This is a genomic window from Rhodococcus aetherivorans (assembly GCF_025722975.1).
Classification (GTDB): domain Bacteria; phylum Actinomycetota; class Actinomycetes; order Mycobacteriales; family Mycobacteriaceae; genus Rhodococcus; species Rhodococcus aetherivorans.
This window is the reverse complement of the sequence record NZ_CP106982.1, coordinates 3,800,524-3,819,121: the sequence shown is the minus strand read 5'-3', so window position 1 is coordinate 3,819,121 and position 18,598 is coordinate 3,800,524. Positions and strand designations below refer to the sequence as shown.

Annotated in this window: 15 protein-coding genes; 13 read left to right on the top strand and 2 right to left on the bottom strand. The window is 70.6% G+C overall.

What is annotated here, in order from left to right; genetic code table 11:
* The first annotated feature begins 1 nt into the window (after window position 1).
* From OCS65_RS17210 to OCS65_RS17175, 8 genes are all read left to right on the top strand, one after another.
* The gene (locus OCS65_RS17210; protein WP_029543303.1) at window positions 2–3,691 is read left to right on the top strand and encodes a nitrate reductase subunit alpha; all 3,690 of its coding nucleotides are present in this window, start codon (window positions 2–4) and stop codon (window positions 3,689–3,691) included.
* 40 nt (window positions 3,692–3,731) lie between these two features.
* The gene (gene narH, locus OCS65_RS17205) at window positions 3,732–5,408 is read left to right on the top strand and encodes a nitrate reductase subunit beta (RefSeq protein ID WP_006948304.1); all 1,677 of its coding nucleotides are present in this window, start codon (window positions 3,732–3,734) and stop codon (window positions 5,406–5,408) included.
* A complete protein-coding gene (gene narJ / locus OCS65_RS17200; RefSeq protein ID WP_029543308.1) occupies window positions 5,405–6,103 on the top strand; it encodes a nitrate reductase molybdenum cofactor assembly chaperone in 699 nt (232 codons plus the stop codon). Before narH ends, narJ begins: the two co-directional genes overlap by 4 nt.
* Before the next feature lie 2 nt (window positions 6,104–6,105).
* Entirely contained in the window at window positions 6,106–6,837 is a 732-nt protein-coding gene (gene narI, locus OCS65_RS17195) for a respiratory nitrate reductase subunit gamma (protein WP_029543309.1), read from the top strand.
* Window positions 6,838–6,921: 84 nt separating this feature from the next.
* Window positions 6,922–8,289 carry a M16 family metallopeptidase gene (locus OCS65_RS17190; protein WP_029543310.1) on the top strand — a complete coding sequence of 456 codons (1,368 nt, stop codon included), beginning with the start codon at window positions 6,922–6,924 and terminating at the stop codon, window positions 8,287–8,289.
* An 83-nt stretch (window positions 8,290–8,372) separates the two neighbouring features.
* Window positions 8,373–9,128 (top strand): 4-hydroxy-tetrahydrodipicolinate reductase, encoded by a 756-nt coding sequence (dapB, locus tag OCS65_RS17185; RefSeq protein ID WP_170914074.1) that lies wholly within the window; start codon window positions 8,373–8,375, stop codon window positions 9,126–9,128.
* Window positions 9,125–9,601: a hypothetical protein gene (locus OCS65_RS17180; protein WP_251550867.1), complete on the top strand. Its 477-nt coding sequence runs from the start codon at window positions 9,125–9,127 to the stop codon at window positions 9,599–9,601. The genes dapB and OCS65_RS17180 overlap by 4 nt, the downstream gene beginning before the upstream one ends.
* Window positions 9,602–9,758: 157 nt before the next feature.
* Window positions 9,759–10,241, top strand: a complete 483-nt coding sequence (locus OCS65_RS17175) for a flavodoxin family protein (protein ID WP_006948298.1) — start codon at window positions 9,759–9,761, stop codon at window positions 10,239–10,241.
* Window positions 10,242–10,281: 40 nt separating this feature from the next.
* On the opposite strand, the gene OCS65_RS17170 is transcribed toward OCS65_RS17175, so the two are convergent.
* Both OCS65_RS17170 and OCS65_RS17165 read right to left on the bottom strand, forming a co-directional pair.
* Window positions 10,282–10,719 (bottom strand): SRPBCC family protein, encoded by a 438-nt coding sequence (locus OCS65_RS17170; protein ID WP_006948297.1) that lies wholly within the window; start codon window positions 10,717–10,719, stop codon window positions 10,282–10,284.
* A 60-nt stretch (window positions 10,720–10,779) separates the two neighbouring features.
* Window positions 10,780–11,307 carry a toxin-antitoxin system HicB family antitoxin gene (locus OCS65_RS17165; RefSeq protein ID WP_006948296.1) on the bottom strand — a complete coding sequence of 176 codons (528 nt, stop codon included), beginning with the start codon at window positions 11,305–11,307 and terminating at the stop codon, window positions 10,780–10,782.
* Window positions 11,308–11,423: 116 nt separating this feature from the next.
* On the opposite strand from OCS65_RS17165, the gene thyX reads away from it, so the two are divergent.
* The 5 genes from thyX to OCS65_RS17140 all read left to right on the top strand — a co-directional run bounded on the left by thyX (window position 11,424) and on the right by OCS65_RS17140 (window position 18,415).
* Window positions 11,424–12,179, top strand: a complete 756-nt coding sequence (thyX, locus tag OCS65_RS17160) for an FAD-dependent thymidylate synthase (RefSeq protein ID WP_006948294.1) — start codon at window positions 11,424–11,426, stop codon at window positions 12,177–12,179.
* Between the two features lie 49 nt (window positions 12,180–12,228).
* Entirely contained in the window at window positions 12,229–13,137 is a 909-nt protein-coding gene (gene dapA, locus OCS65_RS17155) for a 4-hydroxy-tetrahydrodipicolinate synthase (protein ID WP_006948292.1), read from the top strand.
* On the top strand, window positions 13,134–14,951 hold the full coding sequence (locus OCS65_RS17150) for a ribonuclease J (RefSeq protein ID WP_006948291.1): 1,818 nt from the start codon (window positions 13,134–13,136) through the stop codon (window positions 14,949–14,951). Before dapA ends, OCS65_RS17150 begins: the two co-directional genes overlap by 4 nt.
* Window positions 14,952–15,028: 77 nt before the next feature.
* Complete coding sequence (locus tag OCS65_RS17145; RefSeq protein WP_029543318.1) at window positions 15,029–15,652, top strand: TIGR03085 family metal-binding protein; 624 nt, start codon at window positions 15,029–15,031, stop codon at window positions 15,650–15,652.
* Between the two features lie 90 nt (window positions 15,653–15,742).
* A complete protein-coding gene (locus OCS65_RS17140) occupies window positions 15,743–18,415 on the top strand; it encodes an FtsK/SpoIIIE family DNA translocase (RefSeq protein WP_185712714.1) in 2,673 nt (890 codons plus the stop codon).
* The last annotated feature ends 183 nt before the right edge of the window (window positions 18,416–18,598 follow it).

Sequence of the window (18,598 nt, the reverse complement as noted above, 5' to 3'; positions counted from 1 at the left end):
CGTGACAACCCAGCACACCGGCGGTGCCGCTGAAGAGTTGCTGCGCAGCAGCGGACGGTTCTTCACCCCGGGGGAGATCTCCGGAGACGGCCGGACCGTCACCCGCCGCGGCGGACGCGAAGGCGACATCTTCTACCGGGACCGGTGGAGTCACGACAAGGTGGTCCGGTCCACCCACGGCGTCAACTGCACCGGTTCGTGTTCGTGGAAGATCTACGTCAAGGACGGGATCATCACGTGGGAGACGCAGGAAACCGACTACCCCACGGTGGGCCCCGACCGCCCCGAGTACGAACCGCGCGGCTGTCCCCGCGGCGCTGCGTTCTCGTGGTACACGTACTCGCCGACGCGGGTGCGCTACCCGTACGCCCGCGGCGTGCTCGTCGAGATGTACCGCGAGGCCAGGGCGCGGCTCGGCGATCCCGTTCTGGCGTGGGCCGACATCCAGGGCGATCCCGAACGGCGCCGCCGTTACCAGCGGGCCCGCGGCAAGGGCGGCCTGGTCCGGGTGACGTGGGCCGAGGCGACCGAGCTGATTGCGGCGGCGCACGTGCACACCGTCCGGGAATACGGCCCCGACCGGGTGGCCGGCTTCTCGCCGATCCCCGCGATGTCGATGGTGTCCTTCGCTGCCGGTTCCCGGTTCGTCGAGCTGATCGGCGGCGTCATGACGTCCTTCTACGACTGGTACGCCGACCTTCCCGTCGCCTCTCCGCAGGTGTTCGGGGACCAGACCGACGTGCCCGAATCCGGCGACTGGTGGGACGCGGCCTACCTCATGATGTGGGGATCGAACGTGCCGGTCACGCGCACACCCGACGCGCACTGGATGGCCGAGGTCCGCTACCGCGGCACGAAGGTCGTGACCGTGAGTCCCGACTACGCCGACAACACGAAGTTCGCCGACGAATGGATGCCGTGCGCGGCGGGCACCGACGGCGCGCTGGCGATGGCGATGGGCCACGTGCTGCTGACCGAGTTCTACGTCGAGCAGCGGGTCCCCTTCTTCGTCGACTACGTCCGGCAGTACACCGACCTGCCGTTCCTCGTGAAACTCGAGGAACGCGACGGCCGGCTCGTCCCGGGCAAGAACCTCACCGCGGCCGACCTCGGTCGGGACGTGGAGAACGCGGCGTTCAAGCCGGCGCTGCTCGACGGTGCGACCGACACCGTGGCGGTTCCGCACGGTTCGCTCGGCTACCGGTACGGCGACGACGGCATCGGCAAGTGGAACCTCGATCTGGGCGACCTCGTGCCGGCACTGACCGTCGCGCATCCCGGCGGCATCGCCGGCGAGGACGCGGTGACGGTGCACCTGCCGAGCTTCGACACGGTCGACGGGCACGGGGCGAGCATCGAGCGCGGAGTGCCGGTGCGGCGCGTCGGAGGACACCTGGTGTGCACCGTGTTCGACCTCATGCTTGCGCAGTACGGCGTCTCCCGTCCGGGCCTACCGGGCGTGTGGCCCACCGGCTACGACGATCCCGCCGTCCCCTACACCCCGGCGTGGCAGGAAGGCATCACGGGAGTTCCCGCCGCCCAGGCGATCCGGATCGCGAAAGAGTTCGCGCGCAACGCGGAGGAATCCGGCGGCCGGTCGATGATCATCATGGGTGCCGGCATCTGCCAGTGGTTCCATGGTGACGCGACCTACCGGGCGGTGCTGGCGTTGCTCCTTCTCACCGGGTCGATGGGCCGCAACGGGGGTGGCTGGGCCCACTACGTCGGGCAGGAGAAGTGCCGGCCCGTCACCGGCTGGGCTGCGATGGCGATGGGCACCGACTGGAGCCGGCCGCCGCGGCAGATGGCCGGTACGTCGTACTGGTACGTCCACACCGACCAGTGGCGCTACGACGGGTACCGCGCCGACGCGCTGGCGAGCCCGCTGGGCCGCGGCCGGTTCCGGGACAAGCACACGATGGACGTGATGACCTCCGCGGTCGCGATGGGGTGGACCCCGTTCTACCCGCAGTTCGACCGCAACACCCACGAGATCGCCGACGAGGCGCGGGCTGCGGGCGTGGACATCCCCGCGTACGTCGCCCGGAAACTCGCGAGCGGCGAGGTGAAACTGTCGGTCACCGACCCGGACAACCCGCGCAACTGGCCGCGGGTGCTCAACGTGTGGCGGTCCAACCTGCTCGGCTCGTCCAGCAAGGGCAACGAGTACTTCCTGCGGCACCTGCTCGGGACCGACTCGAACATCCAGGGCGTGCCGACCGGTCCGGACCTGCGCCCGCACGACGTCGCCTGGCCGGACGACCTGCCCGAGGGCAAGCTCGACCTGCTGATGTCGATCGACTTCCGGATGACGTCGACCACGCTGTTCTCCGACGTGGTGCTGCCTGCCGCGACGTGGTACGAGAAGGGCGACCTGTCGAGCACCGACATGCACCCCTACATCCACGCCTTCAGTCCCGCGATCGACCCGCCGTGGGAAACGCGTTCCGACTACGAGGCCTTCGGCGCCATCGCGAAGGTGTTCAGCGCGCTGGCGGCGAAGCACCTCGGAACCCGCACCGACATCGTGCTCGGCACACTGCAGCACGACACGCCGGGCGCGATGGCGTATCCGTCGGGCACGGAGAAGGATTGGCGCGTCACCGGGGAGGTGCCGGTGCCGGGCCGGACCATGGGCCCGCTCGCGGTGGTCGAACGGGACTACACCGCGATCGCCGACAAATGGTCGACCCTCGGGCCGCTCGTCGACACCCTCGGCCTGACCACCAAGGGCGTCACGACACGTCCGGTGCAGGAGGTCGCGGAGCTCGCCGCGACGTTCGGTGTGATGAATTCCGGTGCCGGGGAAGGCCGCCCGGCGGTCACGAGCGCCGAACGGATGGCCGATGTCATCCTCGCGCTGTCGGGCACCTCGAACGGCCGGCTCGCCGTCGAGGGCTTCCGTGAACTCGAGAAGCGCACCGGCCGCCGGCTCGTGCACCTCGCCGAGGGCAGCGAGGAACGCCGCATCACCTACGCCGACACCCAGGCCCGGCCGGTCCCGGTGATCACCAGCCCGGAATGGTCCGGCAGCGAGACCGGCGGGCGCCGCTACGCGCCGTTCACGGTGAACATCGAGGAACTCAAACCGTTTCACACGCTCACCGGCCGCATGCACTTCTACGTCGATCACGACTGGATCGAGGAACTCGGCGAGCAGTTGCCGACCTACCGTCCGCCGCTGGACATGTCGCGCCTGTTCGGCGAGCCCGCCGTGGGCAGCGGCGACGGCGTCGGACTGACCGTGCGGTACCTCACCCCGCACTCGAAGTGGTCGATCCACTCCGAGTACCAGGACAACCTGTTCATGCTGTCCCTCTCGCGGGGCGGTCCGACCATGTGGATGAGCCCGGGGGACGCGGCGAAGATCTCGGTGCGTGACAACGACTGGGTCGAGGCCGTCAACCGCAACGGCGTCGTGGTGTGCCGCGCGATCGTCTCGCACCGCATGCCCGACGGCGTCGTGTACGTCTACCACGCGCAGGAACGCACCATCGACGTGCCGCTCACCGAGACCACCGGCACCCGCGGCGGCATCCACAACTCGCTCACGAGGATCCTGATCAAGCCCACCCACCTGGCGGGTGGCTACGCGCAGACGTCGTTCGCGTTCAACTACCTCGGCCCCACCGGAAATCAACGCGACGAGGTGACGGTCGTACGCCGCCGGTCGCAGGAGGTCACGTACTGATGTCGACACCCACGACCACGATCCGGGAAGCGAGGCCGGCATGAAGGTGATGGCCCAGATGGCGATGGTCATGAACCTCGACAAGTGCATCGGCTGCCACACGTGCTCGGTCACCTGCAAACAGGCCTGGACCAACCGCTCCGGCACCGAATACGTGTGGTTCAACAACGTCGAGACCCGGCCCGGCCTGGGATATCCCCGTATGTACGAGGACCAGGAACGCTGGCGCGGCGGATGGATCCGCGACCGGAACGGCCGGCTGCGGCTGCGCGACGGCGGCCGGTGGAACAAGCTGTTCCGGATCTTCTCGAACCCGAAGATGCCGGCGATCGGCGACTACTACGAACCGTGGACCTACGACTACGAGAACCTCACCACCGCGCCGCTCGGCGACCAGATCCCCGTGGCGCCGCCGCGCAGCCTGATCAGCGGCAAGCCGATGAAGGTCGAATGGTCGGCGAACTGGGACGACGACCTCGGCGGCTCGCCGGAGATCGTCCCCGCCGACCCGGTGCTGAAGAAGGTCGGCGAGCAGGTCCGGCTCGAACTCGAACAGACCTTCATGTTCTACCTGCCGCGTATCTGCGAGCACTGCCTGAATCCGTCGTGCGTCTCGTCGTGCCCCTCGGGAGCGATGTACAAGCGTGTCGAGGACGGCATCGTTCTCGTCGACCAGGACCGCTGCCGCGGCTGGCGGATGTGCGTGTCCGGCTGCCCCTACAAGAAGGTGTACTTCAACCACAAGACCGGCAAGGCCGAGAAGTGCACGCTGTGCTATCCGCGCGTGGAGGTAGGCCTGCCCACCGTGTGCGCGGAAACCTGCGTGGGCCGGCTGCGGTACATCGGGCTCGTGCTCTACGACGTCGACCGGGTGCTCGAGGCCGCGTCCGTCGAGGACGAGAAGGACCTCTACGAGGCACAGCGGCAGGTGCTGCTCGACCCCCACGACCCGGAGGTGATCGCCGGCGCCCGCGCCGAGGGCATCTCCGACGAGTGGATCGAGGCCGCCCAGCGGTCGCCCGTGTACGCGCTGATCAACACGTATCGGGTTGCGCTGCCGCTGCACCCGGAGTACCGCACGATGCCGATGGTCTGGTACGTGCCGCCGCTCTCGCCGGTCGTCGACGCCGTGACCCGCGACGGCCACGACGGCGAGGACATCGGGAACCTGTTCGGTGCGCTCGAATCGCTGCGCATCCCGATCGAGTACCTGGCGGGACTGTTCACGGCGGGCGACACCGACGCCGTCGAAGCGGTGCTGCACCGGCTCGCCGCGATGCGCTCGTACATGCGCGACATCAACCTGGGCCGGGATACGCGGCCGGACATCCCCGACGCCGTCGGCATGACCGAGGAGCAGATGTACGAGATGTACCGATTGCTCGCCCTTGCCAAGTACGACGAGCGGTACGTGATCCCGACCGCCTACGCGGCCGAAGGCCACCAGCTCGAGGAATCCGCCACCGACTGCGCGTTGTCGTTCGAGGGCGGCCCCGGCATGTACGACTCCGGGCCGTTCGGCGAGGCCAGCGGAGGTCCCGTTCCCGTCGCGGTGGAAACCTTCCACGCGCTCCGGCAGCGGCAGACCTCCGAGGGGATGGCGGCGAACGCGTCGAATCCCTCCCGCGTGAACCTGCTCAACTGGGACGGCAAGGGCGTGCCCCAGGGCCTGTTCCCGGCCGGGCATCGAGTCGAGAACCGGGGGAGCGGGCGATGAGGGGGCTGCTGCGCCGTGGCGCGCGCGACACCGCATCGCGGCACCTGCAGCACCGGCTGATCCGGCAGGCGGCGTCGCTGCTGCTGGCGTACCCCGACGAGCGACTGCCGTCCCGTCTCGCGACCGTCGACCGGCTTCTCGGGCACATCACCGGGGAACCGGCGGAGCTGCTGGGCCGGACCCTCGCCGCCCTGCGCGACGGCGATCCCTTCGCCGCGCAGGCCGACTACGTCGACACGTTCGACATGCGCCGGCGCTCGACGATGTACCTCACGTACTGGACCGGCGGCGACACCCGCAACCGGGGCGCGGCGATCCACGCGTTCGCGCAGGCCTACCGCGACGCCGGCGCGGAGCCGCCGCCCGGGGAGGCGCCCGATCACCTCCCGGTGGTGCTCGAATTCGCCGCGACCGTCGACCCGGACGCGGGGGAGCAGCTGCTCGCCGCGCACCGCATCCCGATCGACGTGCTCCGGGTCGCGCTCGGCGAACGCGATTCCCCGTATGCGGCGGCGATCGAGGCGGTGTGCGCGACGTTGCCCCCGGTCGGCGATCAGGAAGAGCGCCGCGCCCGGCAGCTCGCGGAGGCCGGGCCGCCGGCCGAGGCGATCGGCCTCGAACCGTTCACCCTCACCGTCCCACCGCGCCGGACCGCAACCGTCTCGGCCCAGACCCGAGCCGAAGGAGTCGACTGACCATGTCCGCAGGGGAGATCTTCTGGGACGTCGTCCCGTACGTCACCATCGCCGTGGTGGTCGTCGGCACGTGGTGGCGCTACCGCTACGACAAGTTCGGCTGGACCACCCGCTCGTCGCAGCTCTACGAGAGCAAGCTGCTGCGCATCGCCAGCCCGATGTTCCACTTCGGCATCCTCGTGGTGATCGTGGGTCACGTCATCGGTCTGCTCATCCCGCAGTCGTGGACCGATGCGATCGGTCTGAGCCAGCACGCGTACCACGTGCAGGCGGTGACGCTGGGCACCGTCGCCGGGATCGCCACCCTCGTCGGGATCCTGTTGCTGATCTACCGCCGCCGCACCCGCGGACCGGTCTTCATGGCCACCACCGCCAACGACAAGCTGATGTACGTGGTGCTCGTCGCCGCGATCGTCGCGGGACTCGCCACGACCCTGATGGGCTCGGGTGTGGTGGGGGAGGAGCACAACTACCGCGAGACCGTCTCGCCGTGGTTCCGCTCCATCTGGATCCTGCAGCCGCGCGGCGACCTCATGGTGCAGGCACCCCTGTCGTTCCAGCTCCATGCGCTGATCGCCCTGGCCCTGTTCGCGCTGTGGCCGTTCACCCGCCTGGTGCACGCCTTCAGCGCACCCGTCGGATACCTGTTCCGCCCCTACGTGGTCTACCGCAGCAGGGACGTCGCCCCCAAGGGGCAGCTGGTCGGGTCGCGGCCGCACCGCCGCGGGTGGTGACCGGAAGGGGTGCGCGGCGGCGCGTGTAGTGTGAGATGTTCCGTCCAGCACACCCACTCGCCTGTAGGACCGTCGAACATCTTCATGGCCGCCACCCGCCGCTCCGCCGCCGCTCCGTCCGCCGCCGTTTCGTCCGTCGTCGCCTCCGCGTCGGCACCCACCGAGCCCGACTCCGGGGTTCGGCGCACCCACCTGCCCGGGGGGCTCCGCGTCGTCACCGAGCACGTGCCCGGCGTGCGCTCGGCCGCCGTCGGCGTCTGGGTGGGCGTCGGCTCCCGCGACGAGCAGCCCTCCGTCGCCGGTGCCGCCCACTTCCTCGAGCACCTGCTGTTCAAGGCCACCCCGACCCGGACCGCGCTCGACATCGCCGAACTCGTCGACGGGGTCGGCGGCGAGCTCAACGCGTTCACCGCGAAGGAGCACACCTGCTTCTACGCCCACGTGCTCGACGACGATCTGCCCCTGGCCGTCGACCTCGTCGCCGACGTCGTGCTGCGCGGCCGTTGCCGCAGCGCCGACGTCGACGTCGAACGGCAGGTCGTCCTCGAGGAGATCGCAATGCGCGACGACGATCCCGAGGATCTGCTCGGCGACGCGTTCCTCACCGCCCTGTACGGCGACCACCCGATCGGCCGTCCGATAATCGGCTCGGTCGAATCGATCGAGGCGATGACCCGTACCCAGTTGCACTCGTTCCACGTGCGGCGGTACACGCCGGACCGCATGGTCGTCGCCGTCGCCGGCAATGTCGATCACGACCACACCGTGGAACTGGTCCGTCGCGCGTTCGCCGGGCACCTCGACCCCGCCACGACCGCCGCCCCGCGCCGCGAGGGCAGTCTCCGCCTGCGTACGACGCCGACGCTGAGCATCACCGACCGCGACGGCGAGCAGGCCCACCTGGCGGTCGGCGTGCGATCCTTCGGCCGCCACGACCACCGGCGCTGGGCGCTGTCGGTGCTCAACACCGCCGTCGGCGGCGGCTTGAGCTCACGGCTGTTCCAGGAGATCCGGGAGAAGCGCGGCCTCGCCTACTCGGTGTACTCGGGTGTGGACACCTTCGCCGACACCGGCGCGTTCTCCGTCTACGCCGGCTGCCAGCCCGAGAACCTCGGCGAGGTCGCCGCGCTCGTCCGCGAGGTGCTCGCCGATGTCGCCGAGAACGGCGTCACCGAGGCCGAGTGCGCCCGCGCCAAGGGTTCGCTGCGCGGGGCTCTGGTCCTCGGCCTCGAGGACACCGGGGCCCGGATGAACCGGATCGGACGCAGCGAACTGAGCTACGGCACGCACTGGAGTGTCACCGAGACGCTCGAGCGGATCTCGTCGGTGAGTGCGGCGGAGGTCCGCGCCGTCGCCGCCGAGCTGCTGCACCGGCCGTTCGCCGCGGCCGTCGCCGGACCGTATCGCCGGCCCCGGGACCTGCCCGCCTCGGTGCGCGTCCTCGTCGCGTGACCGCGGGCTGAGCACGGTCGAGGTAGTCCGGTTGCGTAGGCTGCTGCGGGACGGCGATCGGACGAGGAAGCGTGGAGAGTCAAGTGAACGCAGCAGCAATTCGGGTGGGTGTGCTCGGCGCCAAGGGCAAGGTCGGGCAGGCGATCTGCGCGGCCGTCGAGGCGGCCGCCGACCTCGAGCTCGTTGCTGCGGTCGACCGGGGCGACAGCCTCGACGACTTCGTCGCCTCCCGGGCGCAGGTGGTGGTGGACTTCACCCACCCCGATGTGGTGATGGGCAACCTGCAGTTCCTCGTCGAGCACGGCATCCACGCCGTCGTCGGCACTACCGGATTCGACGACGCACGACTGGACCGGGTCCGCGGCTGGCTGGCCGCGCAGCCGGAGGTCGGCGTCCTGATCGCGCCGAACTTCGCGATCGGTGCCGTGCTGTCGATGCGCTTCGCGCAGGCCGCCGCGCGGTTCTTCGACTCCGTCGAGGTCATCGAGCTGCACCACCCCAACAAGGCGGACGCGCCGTCGGGCACGGCCTACCGCACCGCGGCGCTCATCGCGCAGGCCCGCGCCGCGGCCGGTGTGGGCCGCAGCCCCGACGCCACCAGCACCGAACTCGAGGGTGCCCGCGGCGCCGACGTGGAGGGGGTGCGGGTGCACTCCGTGCGTCTGGCCGGGCTCGTCGCACACCAGGAGGTGCTGCTCGGCACCCAGGGCGAGACCCTGACCATCCGCCACGACTCGATCGACCGGTCCTCCTTCGCGCCCGGCGTGCTGCTCGGCGTGCGCGAGATCGGGGGCCGGCCCGGCCTCACCGTCGGCATCGACCCCCTCCTCGACCTGTGAGGGGCGACCTGGTCAAGGTCCTCGCGCCGATCGCCTTCATCGTCGTCGCGCTGGGGTTCTACTTCGTGCTGCTCGGCGGGCGCGGGCTCGAACTGGTGCGCTCCGGCAACGCCGCGGCCGTCGGGCTCGGCATCGGCGTGCTGCTGCTGCCGTTGGTGGGCGTGTGGATCGTCTACGCCACCGTGCGGGCCGGTTTCCAGCACCAGCACCTGTCCCGGCGGATCCACGAGGAGGGCCTCGAACTCGACGTGCGCGACCTGCCGCGCCGGCCGTCGGGCCGGATCGACCGCGACGCCGCCGACACCCTGTTCGAGCGGGTCAAGAAGGAGTGGGAGGCCGACCCGGACAACTGGCGCAACTCCTACCGTCTCGCCCGCGCGTACGACTACGCCGGCGACCGCGGCCGGGCCCGGGAGACCATGCGCCGGGCCGTCGCGCTCGAGAAGCTCGAGCGCCCGCAGTCCGCCGATTGATCATGCGCCCCGGCGTCGAGCGAATGTATCGTTCATCTCCTCAGCGGTAGCGGGCGATACATTCGCTCGGTCCACGCCCCGGCCGAAGCCTGATCGCGGTTGCGGTTGTCGTTGCGGGGCAGGGACACCGATCGGTCGGCGACGTACCCTGCAGGGTGTGACCGAGGCCCCCGCCGACGGTGAGCGCACTCTGCTCGTCGTCCACCACACTCCGTCCCCGTCGACCCGCGAACTGCTCGAGGCGGTGCTGGCCGGGGCGCGTGACCCCGACATCGTGGGCGTGCGGGTGCGGACGGTGCCGGCGCTGGGTGCGACCGTGCCGGACGTGCTCGCCGCCGACGGTTACGTGTTCGGCACCACCGCGAACTTCGGATACATGTCGGGGGCACTCAAGCACTTCTTCGACACCGTCTACTACCCGTGCCTCGACGCCGTCGCGGGCCGGCCGTACGGGTTGTGGGTACACGGCAACAACGACACCGCGGGCGCCGTCGCCTCGGTGCGCAAACTCGTCACCGGACTCGCCTTGGCGCAGGTCACGGAGGATCTCGAGATCACCGGGCCGATCGACGCAAAGGTCCGTGAACGCTGCTACGAACTCGGGGCGACCGTCGCGGTGTCCGTGTCGGAGGAGTGCTGACCGACCGGGACGTCGCAGGCACCGGACACCGCGCGGTGCGTCAGAGCTGCTGCTCGACGAACTTCGTCAGGCCCCGCTCGGCGGTCTCCATCGCCATCTTCTGCGCCTTCTTGACCATGAAGCCGGGCAGCGGGATCTTCGGATCAATCGTGAGGGTGAAGTCGACGCGGGTGCCGCTCTCGGTGGCGGTGAGGGTGTAGGTGCCGTCCTGCTGGTGCTGCTGGTGGCTCTCGACCAGGGTCCAGGACATCGATTCGTCGCCGTTCCAGTAGTAGTCCACCACCTGCTCGTCGTGGAGACCGATGATGGAGACGGTCATGCGCACGCGGTGCGGGCGGCCGTCCGGGTGGGTGGTCTCGACGACGACGGTCTTGTGGGGCCCGGACCACTCCGGCAGCCGGTCGACCGCGGCGATTCCCGCCATCACGCGACCCGGGTCGGCCTTGATCTCGAAACTGCTGGAACTGCTGACGGCCATGGGCTCACTTCCTCGTCTTTCGGGTGACGTGCGTCGGCAATGTACCGCACGGCCTCCCGCTCAACCGTCCTCGCGCTCGGACGGTTCCGACGTAGCGGACGGGCCGGGCCCGGTCTCCTCGGCGCGACGCGTCGCGGCGCGCTCGTCGGCGCGGCGCTGATACCGCATCTGCTCGCGCAGCGCCCCCTGGACGGCCTGCGACACCCACGAGTTCAGTGACACGCCGTTCTGGGCCGCCGCCTCCTCGGCGCGTGCCTTGATCTGCTCGACGAGGCGCAGCGTCACCCGGCTGATGTCCCCGGTGACGTCCTCGAAAGTCGTTGCGGTGCCTGTGGTTTCGGTGGGCGCATCCGTGTGCACCTCGAGCACCGCCGCGCTGCCGTCGAGACGCACGGTGACCACCCGGTCGCCGAGCTCCTTCGAGACCTCCGCCGCCATGTCCGACAGTGCCCGCAGCACGGCCAGGCGGGCGGGCGCGGCGACCGCTGTGGCGAGGGCTGCCGCGGTCCGGCGGGTCTGTTCGTCGCCGAGCTCCGCGGCGGCGACGAGGGACTCGGTGATCGCGTCCAGGTACGGGTCCAGGTTCATGACGCCATACTGATGTCAACGATGATGTCAGTCAAGACGTCAACACGCGGCCCGCGTCCGGTGCCGCCCGCGGCGGCGCTACGGTTCGACTGGATCGACAACCTGGAGGAGAACCGATGGCGCCCGAGCCCGTCACGCTGAAGGTCAGGCTGGTGGCCAAGACCGAGTTCGTCCCGCCCGCCGACGTGCCCTGGGAGACCGACGCCGACGGCGGGGAGGCACTCGCCGAGTTCGCCGGCCGGGCCTGCTATCAGAGCTGGTCCAAGCCCAACCCGCGCACGGCCACGAACGCCGGGTACCTACGCCACCTGCTCACCGTCGGGCACCTGTCCGTGCTCGAGCACGGTTCGGTGAGCTTCTACATCACCGGCATCTCCCGGTCGTGCACCCACGAACTCATCCGGCACCGGCACTTCTCCTATTCCCAGCTGTCCCAGCGGTTCGTCCGCGGCAGCGACGCGCCGGTCGTGGTCCCGCCGGCCGTGGCGGGGGATCCGCGGCTCGAGGAACTGTTCCTCGCCGCCGCCGAGTCCAGCCGGGCCGCGTACATCGAACTGCTCGACGCGCTCGACGCGAAACTGTCCCACCTGCCCGAGGGGCCGATCCGCGCGAAACAGGCCCGCGAGGCCGCGCGATCGGTGCTGCCCAACGCCACCGAGACCCGCGTCGTCGTCACCGGCAACTACCGGTCCTGGCGGCACTTCGTGGCCATGCGCGCGACCGAGCACGCCGACGTCGAGATCCGCCGCCTCGCCGTCGAGTGCCTGCGTCAGCTGCAGGACGCCGCGCCGAACATCTTCGGCGACTTCACCATCACCCGCCTGCCCGACGGCTCCGAGGTCGCCGCCAGCGCCTTCGCCGCCGACACCTGACCGGCAGGTGTGTGTGGAACAGCCCCCGTCACGCGGTAGCCTTCTGACCATGACCAACGGTGATTCCGCTTCTGCTGTCGAGCTTCCGTTCGGCACCATCGCCACAGCGATGGTGACCCCGTTCACCGCCGACGGCAAGCTCGACGTGGACGCGGGTGTGCGTCTTGCCGCCTACCTGGTCGACGGCGGCTGCGATGCGCTGGTTCTCGCGGGCACCACCGGCGAATCGCCGACCACCACCGAGAACGAGAAGCTCGAGCTGATGCGCGCCGTGCTCGCCGCGGTGGGGGACCGCGCGAAGATCATCGCCGGCGCCGGCAGCAACGACACCGCCCACAGCGTCGAACTCGCCCGCGACGCCGCGCGGGCCGGCGCCCACGGCCTGCTCGTCGTCACTCCGTACTACTCGCGGCCGCCGCAGGCCGGGCTCTACGCCCACTTCACGGCCGTCGCGAACGCCACCGACCTGCCGGTCATGCTCTACGACATCCCACCGCGCTCGGTCGTGCCGATCGAAACGGAGACGCTGCGCCGGCTCGCGGAGCATCCGCGCATCGTGGCGGTCAAGGACGCCAAGGGCGACCTCAACGCCGGTGCCGAGCTCATCGGCACCACCGACCTGAAGTTCTACTCCGGCGACGACCCGCTGAACCTGCCGTGGCTGTCCGTCGGCGCCGTCGGATTCGTCAGTGTCATCGGGCATCTCGTTCCCGGCCGGCTGCGCGAGCTGTACGACGCCTTCCAGGCCGGCGACCTCGTCCGCGCCCGCGCGGTCAACCTGAGCCTCATGCCGATCCTGCGCGCCGTCTCCCGCCTCGGCGGGGTGAGCGCGTCGAAGGCAGGTCTGCGGTTGATGGGTCTCGACGTCGGCGAGCCGCGCCTGCCCCAGGTGGCGCCGACCTCTGCGCAGATCGACGCGCTCGCCGCGGATCTGCACGCCGCGGGGGTGCTCGCGTGAGCCGCCCGTCGCGCGGCCGGGGCCGCGCCACCCGCAACGCCGGACCGCCCAGCGGCCGGCCCGCGCGCCGGACCGTGCAGACCTCGGCCAACACCCAGCGGCCCGATCCGCGCAAGGTGGCGGACATGTCGGGGCGCCTCGGCACCCCGCCGAAGGCGCCGCCGAAGGGCCTGCGCGTCGTCGCGCTCGGCGGCATCGGCGAGATCGGCCGCAACATGACGGTCTTCGAGCATCAGGGCCGGCTCCTCGTCATCGACTGCGGCGTGCTCTTCCCCGAGGACCAGCAGCCCGGCGTCGACCTGATCCTGCCGGACTTCCGGCACATCGAGGACCGCATGGACGACGTCGAAGCCGTCGTCCTCACCCACGGCCACGAGGATCACATCGGGGCGGTGCCGTTCCTGCTGCGCCTGCGTCCCGACATCCCGGTCGTGGGCTCGAAGTTCACCCTCGCGCTCGTCGCCGCGAAATGCCGCGAGCACCGGCTGCGGCCCAACCTCGTCGAAGTCGTCGAGGGGGACAAGACCACGCACGGCCCGTTCGAGTGCGAGTACTTCGCCGTCAACCACTCGATCCCGGACGCGCTCGCCGTCGCCGTCCGCACCGAGGCCGGGCTCGTGCTGCACACCGGCGACATCAAGCTCGACCAGTTGCCGCTCGACGGCCGCCTCACCGACCTCGCCGGATTCTCCCGGCTCGGCGACGAGGGCGTCGACCTGTTCCTCGTCGACTCCACCAACGCCGAGGTGCCGGGCTTCGTGATGCCCGAACGCGAGATCGGCGGCGTCCTGGACAACGTCATCGGCAAGGCCACCCAGCGCGTGATCGTCGCGTCCTTCGCCAGCCACGTGCACCGCATCCAGCAGGTCGTCGACGTCGCCGGGCGGTACAACCGCCGCATCGCCTTCGTCGGACGGTCGATGGTGCGCAACATGCAGATCGCGCAGGACCTCGGCTACCTGCGGGTGCCGGACGGGCTCGTCGTCGATCTCGACACCGCCGCGACATTGCCCGACAACCGGCTCGTGCTGATCTCCACCGGCTCGCAGGGTGAACCGCTGTCCGCGCTGTCGCGCATGGCGCGCGGCGAGCACCGCCAGATCAACATCAAGGCCGATGATCTCGTCATCCTGGCTTCCTCCCTGATCCCGGGCAACGAGAATTCGGTGTTCGCGGTCGTCAACGGCCTCGCCAAGCGAGGCGCCACCGTCGTCACCCAGCAGAACGCGAAGGTGCACGTCTCCGGCCACGCCTCCGCGGGCGAGCTGCTGTACCTGTACAACGCGGTGCGCCCGACGAATGCGATGCCGGTGCACGGCGAATGGCGGCACCTGCGGGCCAACGCGGCGCTGGCCGAGGCGACCGGGGTGCCGCGGGACCGGATCGTGCTCGCCGAGGACGGCGTGGTCGTCGACCTCGTCGACGGGCTCGCGGAGATCGTCGGACAGGTACCCGTCGGCCACGTCTACGTCGACGGCCTGTCCGTCGGTGACGTCGGCGAATCGACCCTGTCGGACCGGTTGATCCTCGGCGAGGGCGGCTTCATCTCCATCTCCGTCGCCGTGGACGAGAACGGTCGCGCCGTGAGCACCCCGGGGGTGTCCGGCCGCGGCTTCTCCGACGACCCGGGAGCGCTCTCCGAGGCCGCGCAACTCGTGGACAAGGTCCTCAACGAGCTCGCCGCCGAGGGTATCGACGACGCCCACCGCATCGCCCAGGCGATCCGCCGTGTCGTCGGGCGCTGGGTGTCCGACACCTACCGTCGCCGGCCGATGATCGTGCCGACGGTGATCACCGTCCCGGGCCCGGCGTAGCCGCGCCGGCGCAACCGCACCCTGCCGTGCCGGACGGTCCGGCGCTACCGGACCGGTCCGGCACTACAGTGGGCCGCGTGAGCCTCGCCCGTGACGAACGACACGCACTCGTCCGCACCATGACACAGACCGGTCCCGACGCCCCCACCCTGTGCGGGGACTGGACCGCCCGGGACCTCGCCGCCCACCTCGTGGTCCGCGAACGCCGGATCGACACGATGCCGGGCATCGTCCTGCCACCCCTGGCCGGGCACACCGAGCGGGTGCGCGCCGAGGCGGCGGGAGGGTCGTGGGAGCAACTGCTCGCCGACATCGAGTCCGGACCGCCGATCTGGTCGCCGCTGTACCTCGTCGACGGACTCGCCAATGCCGCGGAGATGTTCGTCCACCACGAGGACGTGCGGCGCGCCGCGCCCGGGTGGGAGCCGCGACCGCTCGACCCGTCGACCCAGGACCGCCTGTGGCAGATGGCCCGGCAGGTCGGCCGGCGCGGCTATCGCGGCACCGACGTCACGGTGGTGTTCGAACGCCCCGACGGCACCCGCGCGACGGTCCGGCGTCGCGGGCCGCGCACCGTGGTCCTGCGCGGCGAACCCGCCGAGCTGCTCCTGCATGCGTTCGGCCGTGACGAGGTGCGCGTCGAGACGTCCGGGGAGGCGGCCGACGTCGCGGAGGTCGCCGCATCCGGTCGCGGCATCTGATCCGTCCCGGCGCCGGTGTGACCACCGCGTGCGGCTGATGCCGGTGTTGCGGATGGTTCGGTTGTGGACATTGCGACTAACCTGACGGGTATGGCAGGAAAGTCGGGTGCCCGCGGATCGTCGTCAACGACCTCACGGTCGAGGTCGGGCGCGCGCGGCTCGTCCGCCGCCGCGGGCTCGTCGTCGCGGACGAAGAGCAGCACCCGCAAGCCCGCCACAACGACCCGCCGGCAACCGGCCGCGCGGCGCCCGGCCCGCGCCACCACCCCCCGGCGCAAGGCGCCCGCCCGCTCGTCGCGGGGCAGCGTCCTGCACACGCTCGGTCGCGGGATCGGGAGCGGCTGGACGATGATCGCCCGCGGTGTGGGCGCCACCACCCGCACGATGGGCAGGGTGACGGAGGTCGAGCACGGCCACCGCCGCGACGGCATCGCCCTCGGGCTCATCGCCGCGAGCGTCGTCGTCGCCGGCACCGTCTGGTTCGCGGTCGGTGGCCCGCTCGGGGGCTGGCTCGAGACCGCAGTCCGCGCGGTCGTCGGCGGCGCCAGCGCGGTGCTGCCGCTGGCCGGCCTCGTGATCGCCGTCGTCCTCATGCGCACCGAGCCGCGGCCGGAGATCCGGCCCCGGCTCGTCCTCGGGTCGCTGCTCGTCGCGCTTCCCGCACTCGGCCTGTGGCACATCGCCTCGGGTATGCCGGACGACGGCCCGGGCCGCGAGGGCGGCGCCGGGTTCGTCGGCTACCTGGTGGGCGGACCCCTCACCGACGGTCTGACGGTGTGGCTGTCGGTTCCGTTGCTGCTGATGGCGGCCGGCTTCGGGATCCTGCTGCTCACCGGCACGACGATCCGGGAACTGCCCGGCATGTTCCGCGACTACTTCGGTCTGCACTACCGAGCCGACGACGAGTACGGCGAGTACGACCCGGACCCTGCCGGCGGCTACGACCCGGAGCGCGACCCGACCCTGTTCGACGCCGACGGCTATCCCGTCGAGCGGCGCACCCGGACCCGGCGGCGCACCCCGGTCGAGAACTACCCCACGGACGAGTTCGACGGCGACGCCCGCACCGAGGTGCTGCCCCTGTGGGAGCCGGATCCGGCGCCCGCCACGTCGCCGGCACCCGAACCCGAACCGGCGCCGGAACCGGCGCCGGAACCGCCGCGGGCCCGCACCCGGCCCAAGGCGGCCCCCGCACCGGTCCCGCCGGCGGAGGAGCCACCCGCCGACGACAAGCTCGAGCCGCTCGTGCCCGATCGGGTGGTCGAGGGCGACTACACCCTGCCGTCGCTCGGGCTGCTGCTCGAGGGCGACCCACCCAAGCAGCACAGCTCGGCGAACGATCAGATGATCGAGGCCATCACCGAGGTGCTCGAGCAGTTCAAGATCGACGCCGCCGTCACCGGCTTCACCCGCGGCCCGACGGTCACGCGGTACGAGGTGGAACTCGGCCCGGGTGTGAAGGTCGAGAAGATCACCGCACTCGCCCGCAACATCGCCTACGCCGTGGCCACCGACAACGTGCGACTGCTCGCGCCGATCCCCGGCAAGTCCGCGGTCGGCATCGAGGTCCCGAACTCGGATCGTGAGCTGGTGCGTCTCGCCGATGTGCTCGCCGCACCGTCGACCCGCAAGGACCACCACCCGCTGGTGATCGGGCTCGGCAAGGACATCGAGGGCGACTTCGTCTGCGCGAACCTGGCGAAGATGCCGCACCTGCTGGTCGCCGGCTCCACCGGCTCCGGCAAGTCGAGCTTCGTCAACTCGATGCTGGTGTCGCTGCTCGTGCGCGCCACGCCGGACGAGGTCCGGATGATCCTCATCGACCCGAAGATGGTCGAGCTCACGCCCTACGAGGGCATCCCGCACCTGATCACGCCCATCATCACCCAGCCGAAGAAGGCGGCCGCCGCCCTCGCGTGGCTGGTGGAGGAGATGGAACAGCGCTACCAGGACATGCAGGCCAACCGGGTGCGGCACATCGACGACTTCAACACCAAGGTCAGGTCCGGCGAGATCACCGCGCCGCTCGGCAGCGAGCGCGTCTACCGGCCCTACCCGTACATCCTGGCGATCGTCGACGAGCTCGCCGACCTGATGATGACGGCCCCGCGCGACGTGGAGGACGCGATCGTGCGGATCACCCAGAAGGCCCGCGCCGCCGGCATCCATCTGGTGCTCGCCACGCAGCGGCCCTCGGTGGACGTCGTGACCGGCCTGATCAAGACGAACGTGCCGTCGCGGCTCGCGTTCGCCACGTCGTCGCTGACCGACTCCCGGGTCATCCTCGACCAGCCCGGTGCCGAGAAGCTCATCGGCATGGGCGACGGCCTGTTCCTGCCGATGGGCGCCGGAAAGCCGATCCGGATGCAGGGCGCGTTCATCACCGACGAGGAGATCGCGGCCGTCGTCGACTTCGCCAAGAACCAGAAGGAACCGGAGTACACCGAGGGCGTCACGACGGCGAAGGCGGGCGAGAAGAAGGACGTCGACCCCGACATCGGCGACGACCTCGACGTTCTCCTGCAGGCGGTCGAGCTGGTGGTGTCGAGCCAGTTCGGTTCGACGTCGATGCTGCAGCGCAAGCTGCGCGTCGGCTTCGCGAAGGCGGGTCGGCTGATGGATCTGATGGAGACCCGCGGCGTCGTCGGTCCCAGCGAGGGGTCCAAGGCGCGGGAGGTCCTGGTCAAACCGGAGGAACTCGACGGCCTGCTGTTCTCGATCCGCGGCGGCGGGGACGGGGCGGCGCCGGCGCCGGCGGAGTAGGGCCGGCGGCACGGTTCGATGCCGCGACCCGCGTGTGGTTGAATGGGAGACGTGGAGGGGAGTATCCCCTAACCCGCGGCAGTTCCGTCAACACGTGCGACACCGATGTCGTTCCGGGGCTGCCGACCTCGAAGCCGCACCGTCGAGCTGCGATCCGAGGTGGGAGAGACCTCCGGTGGTTAG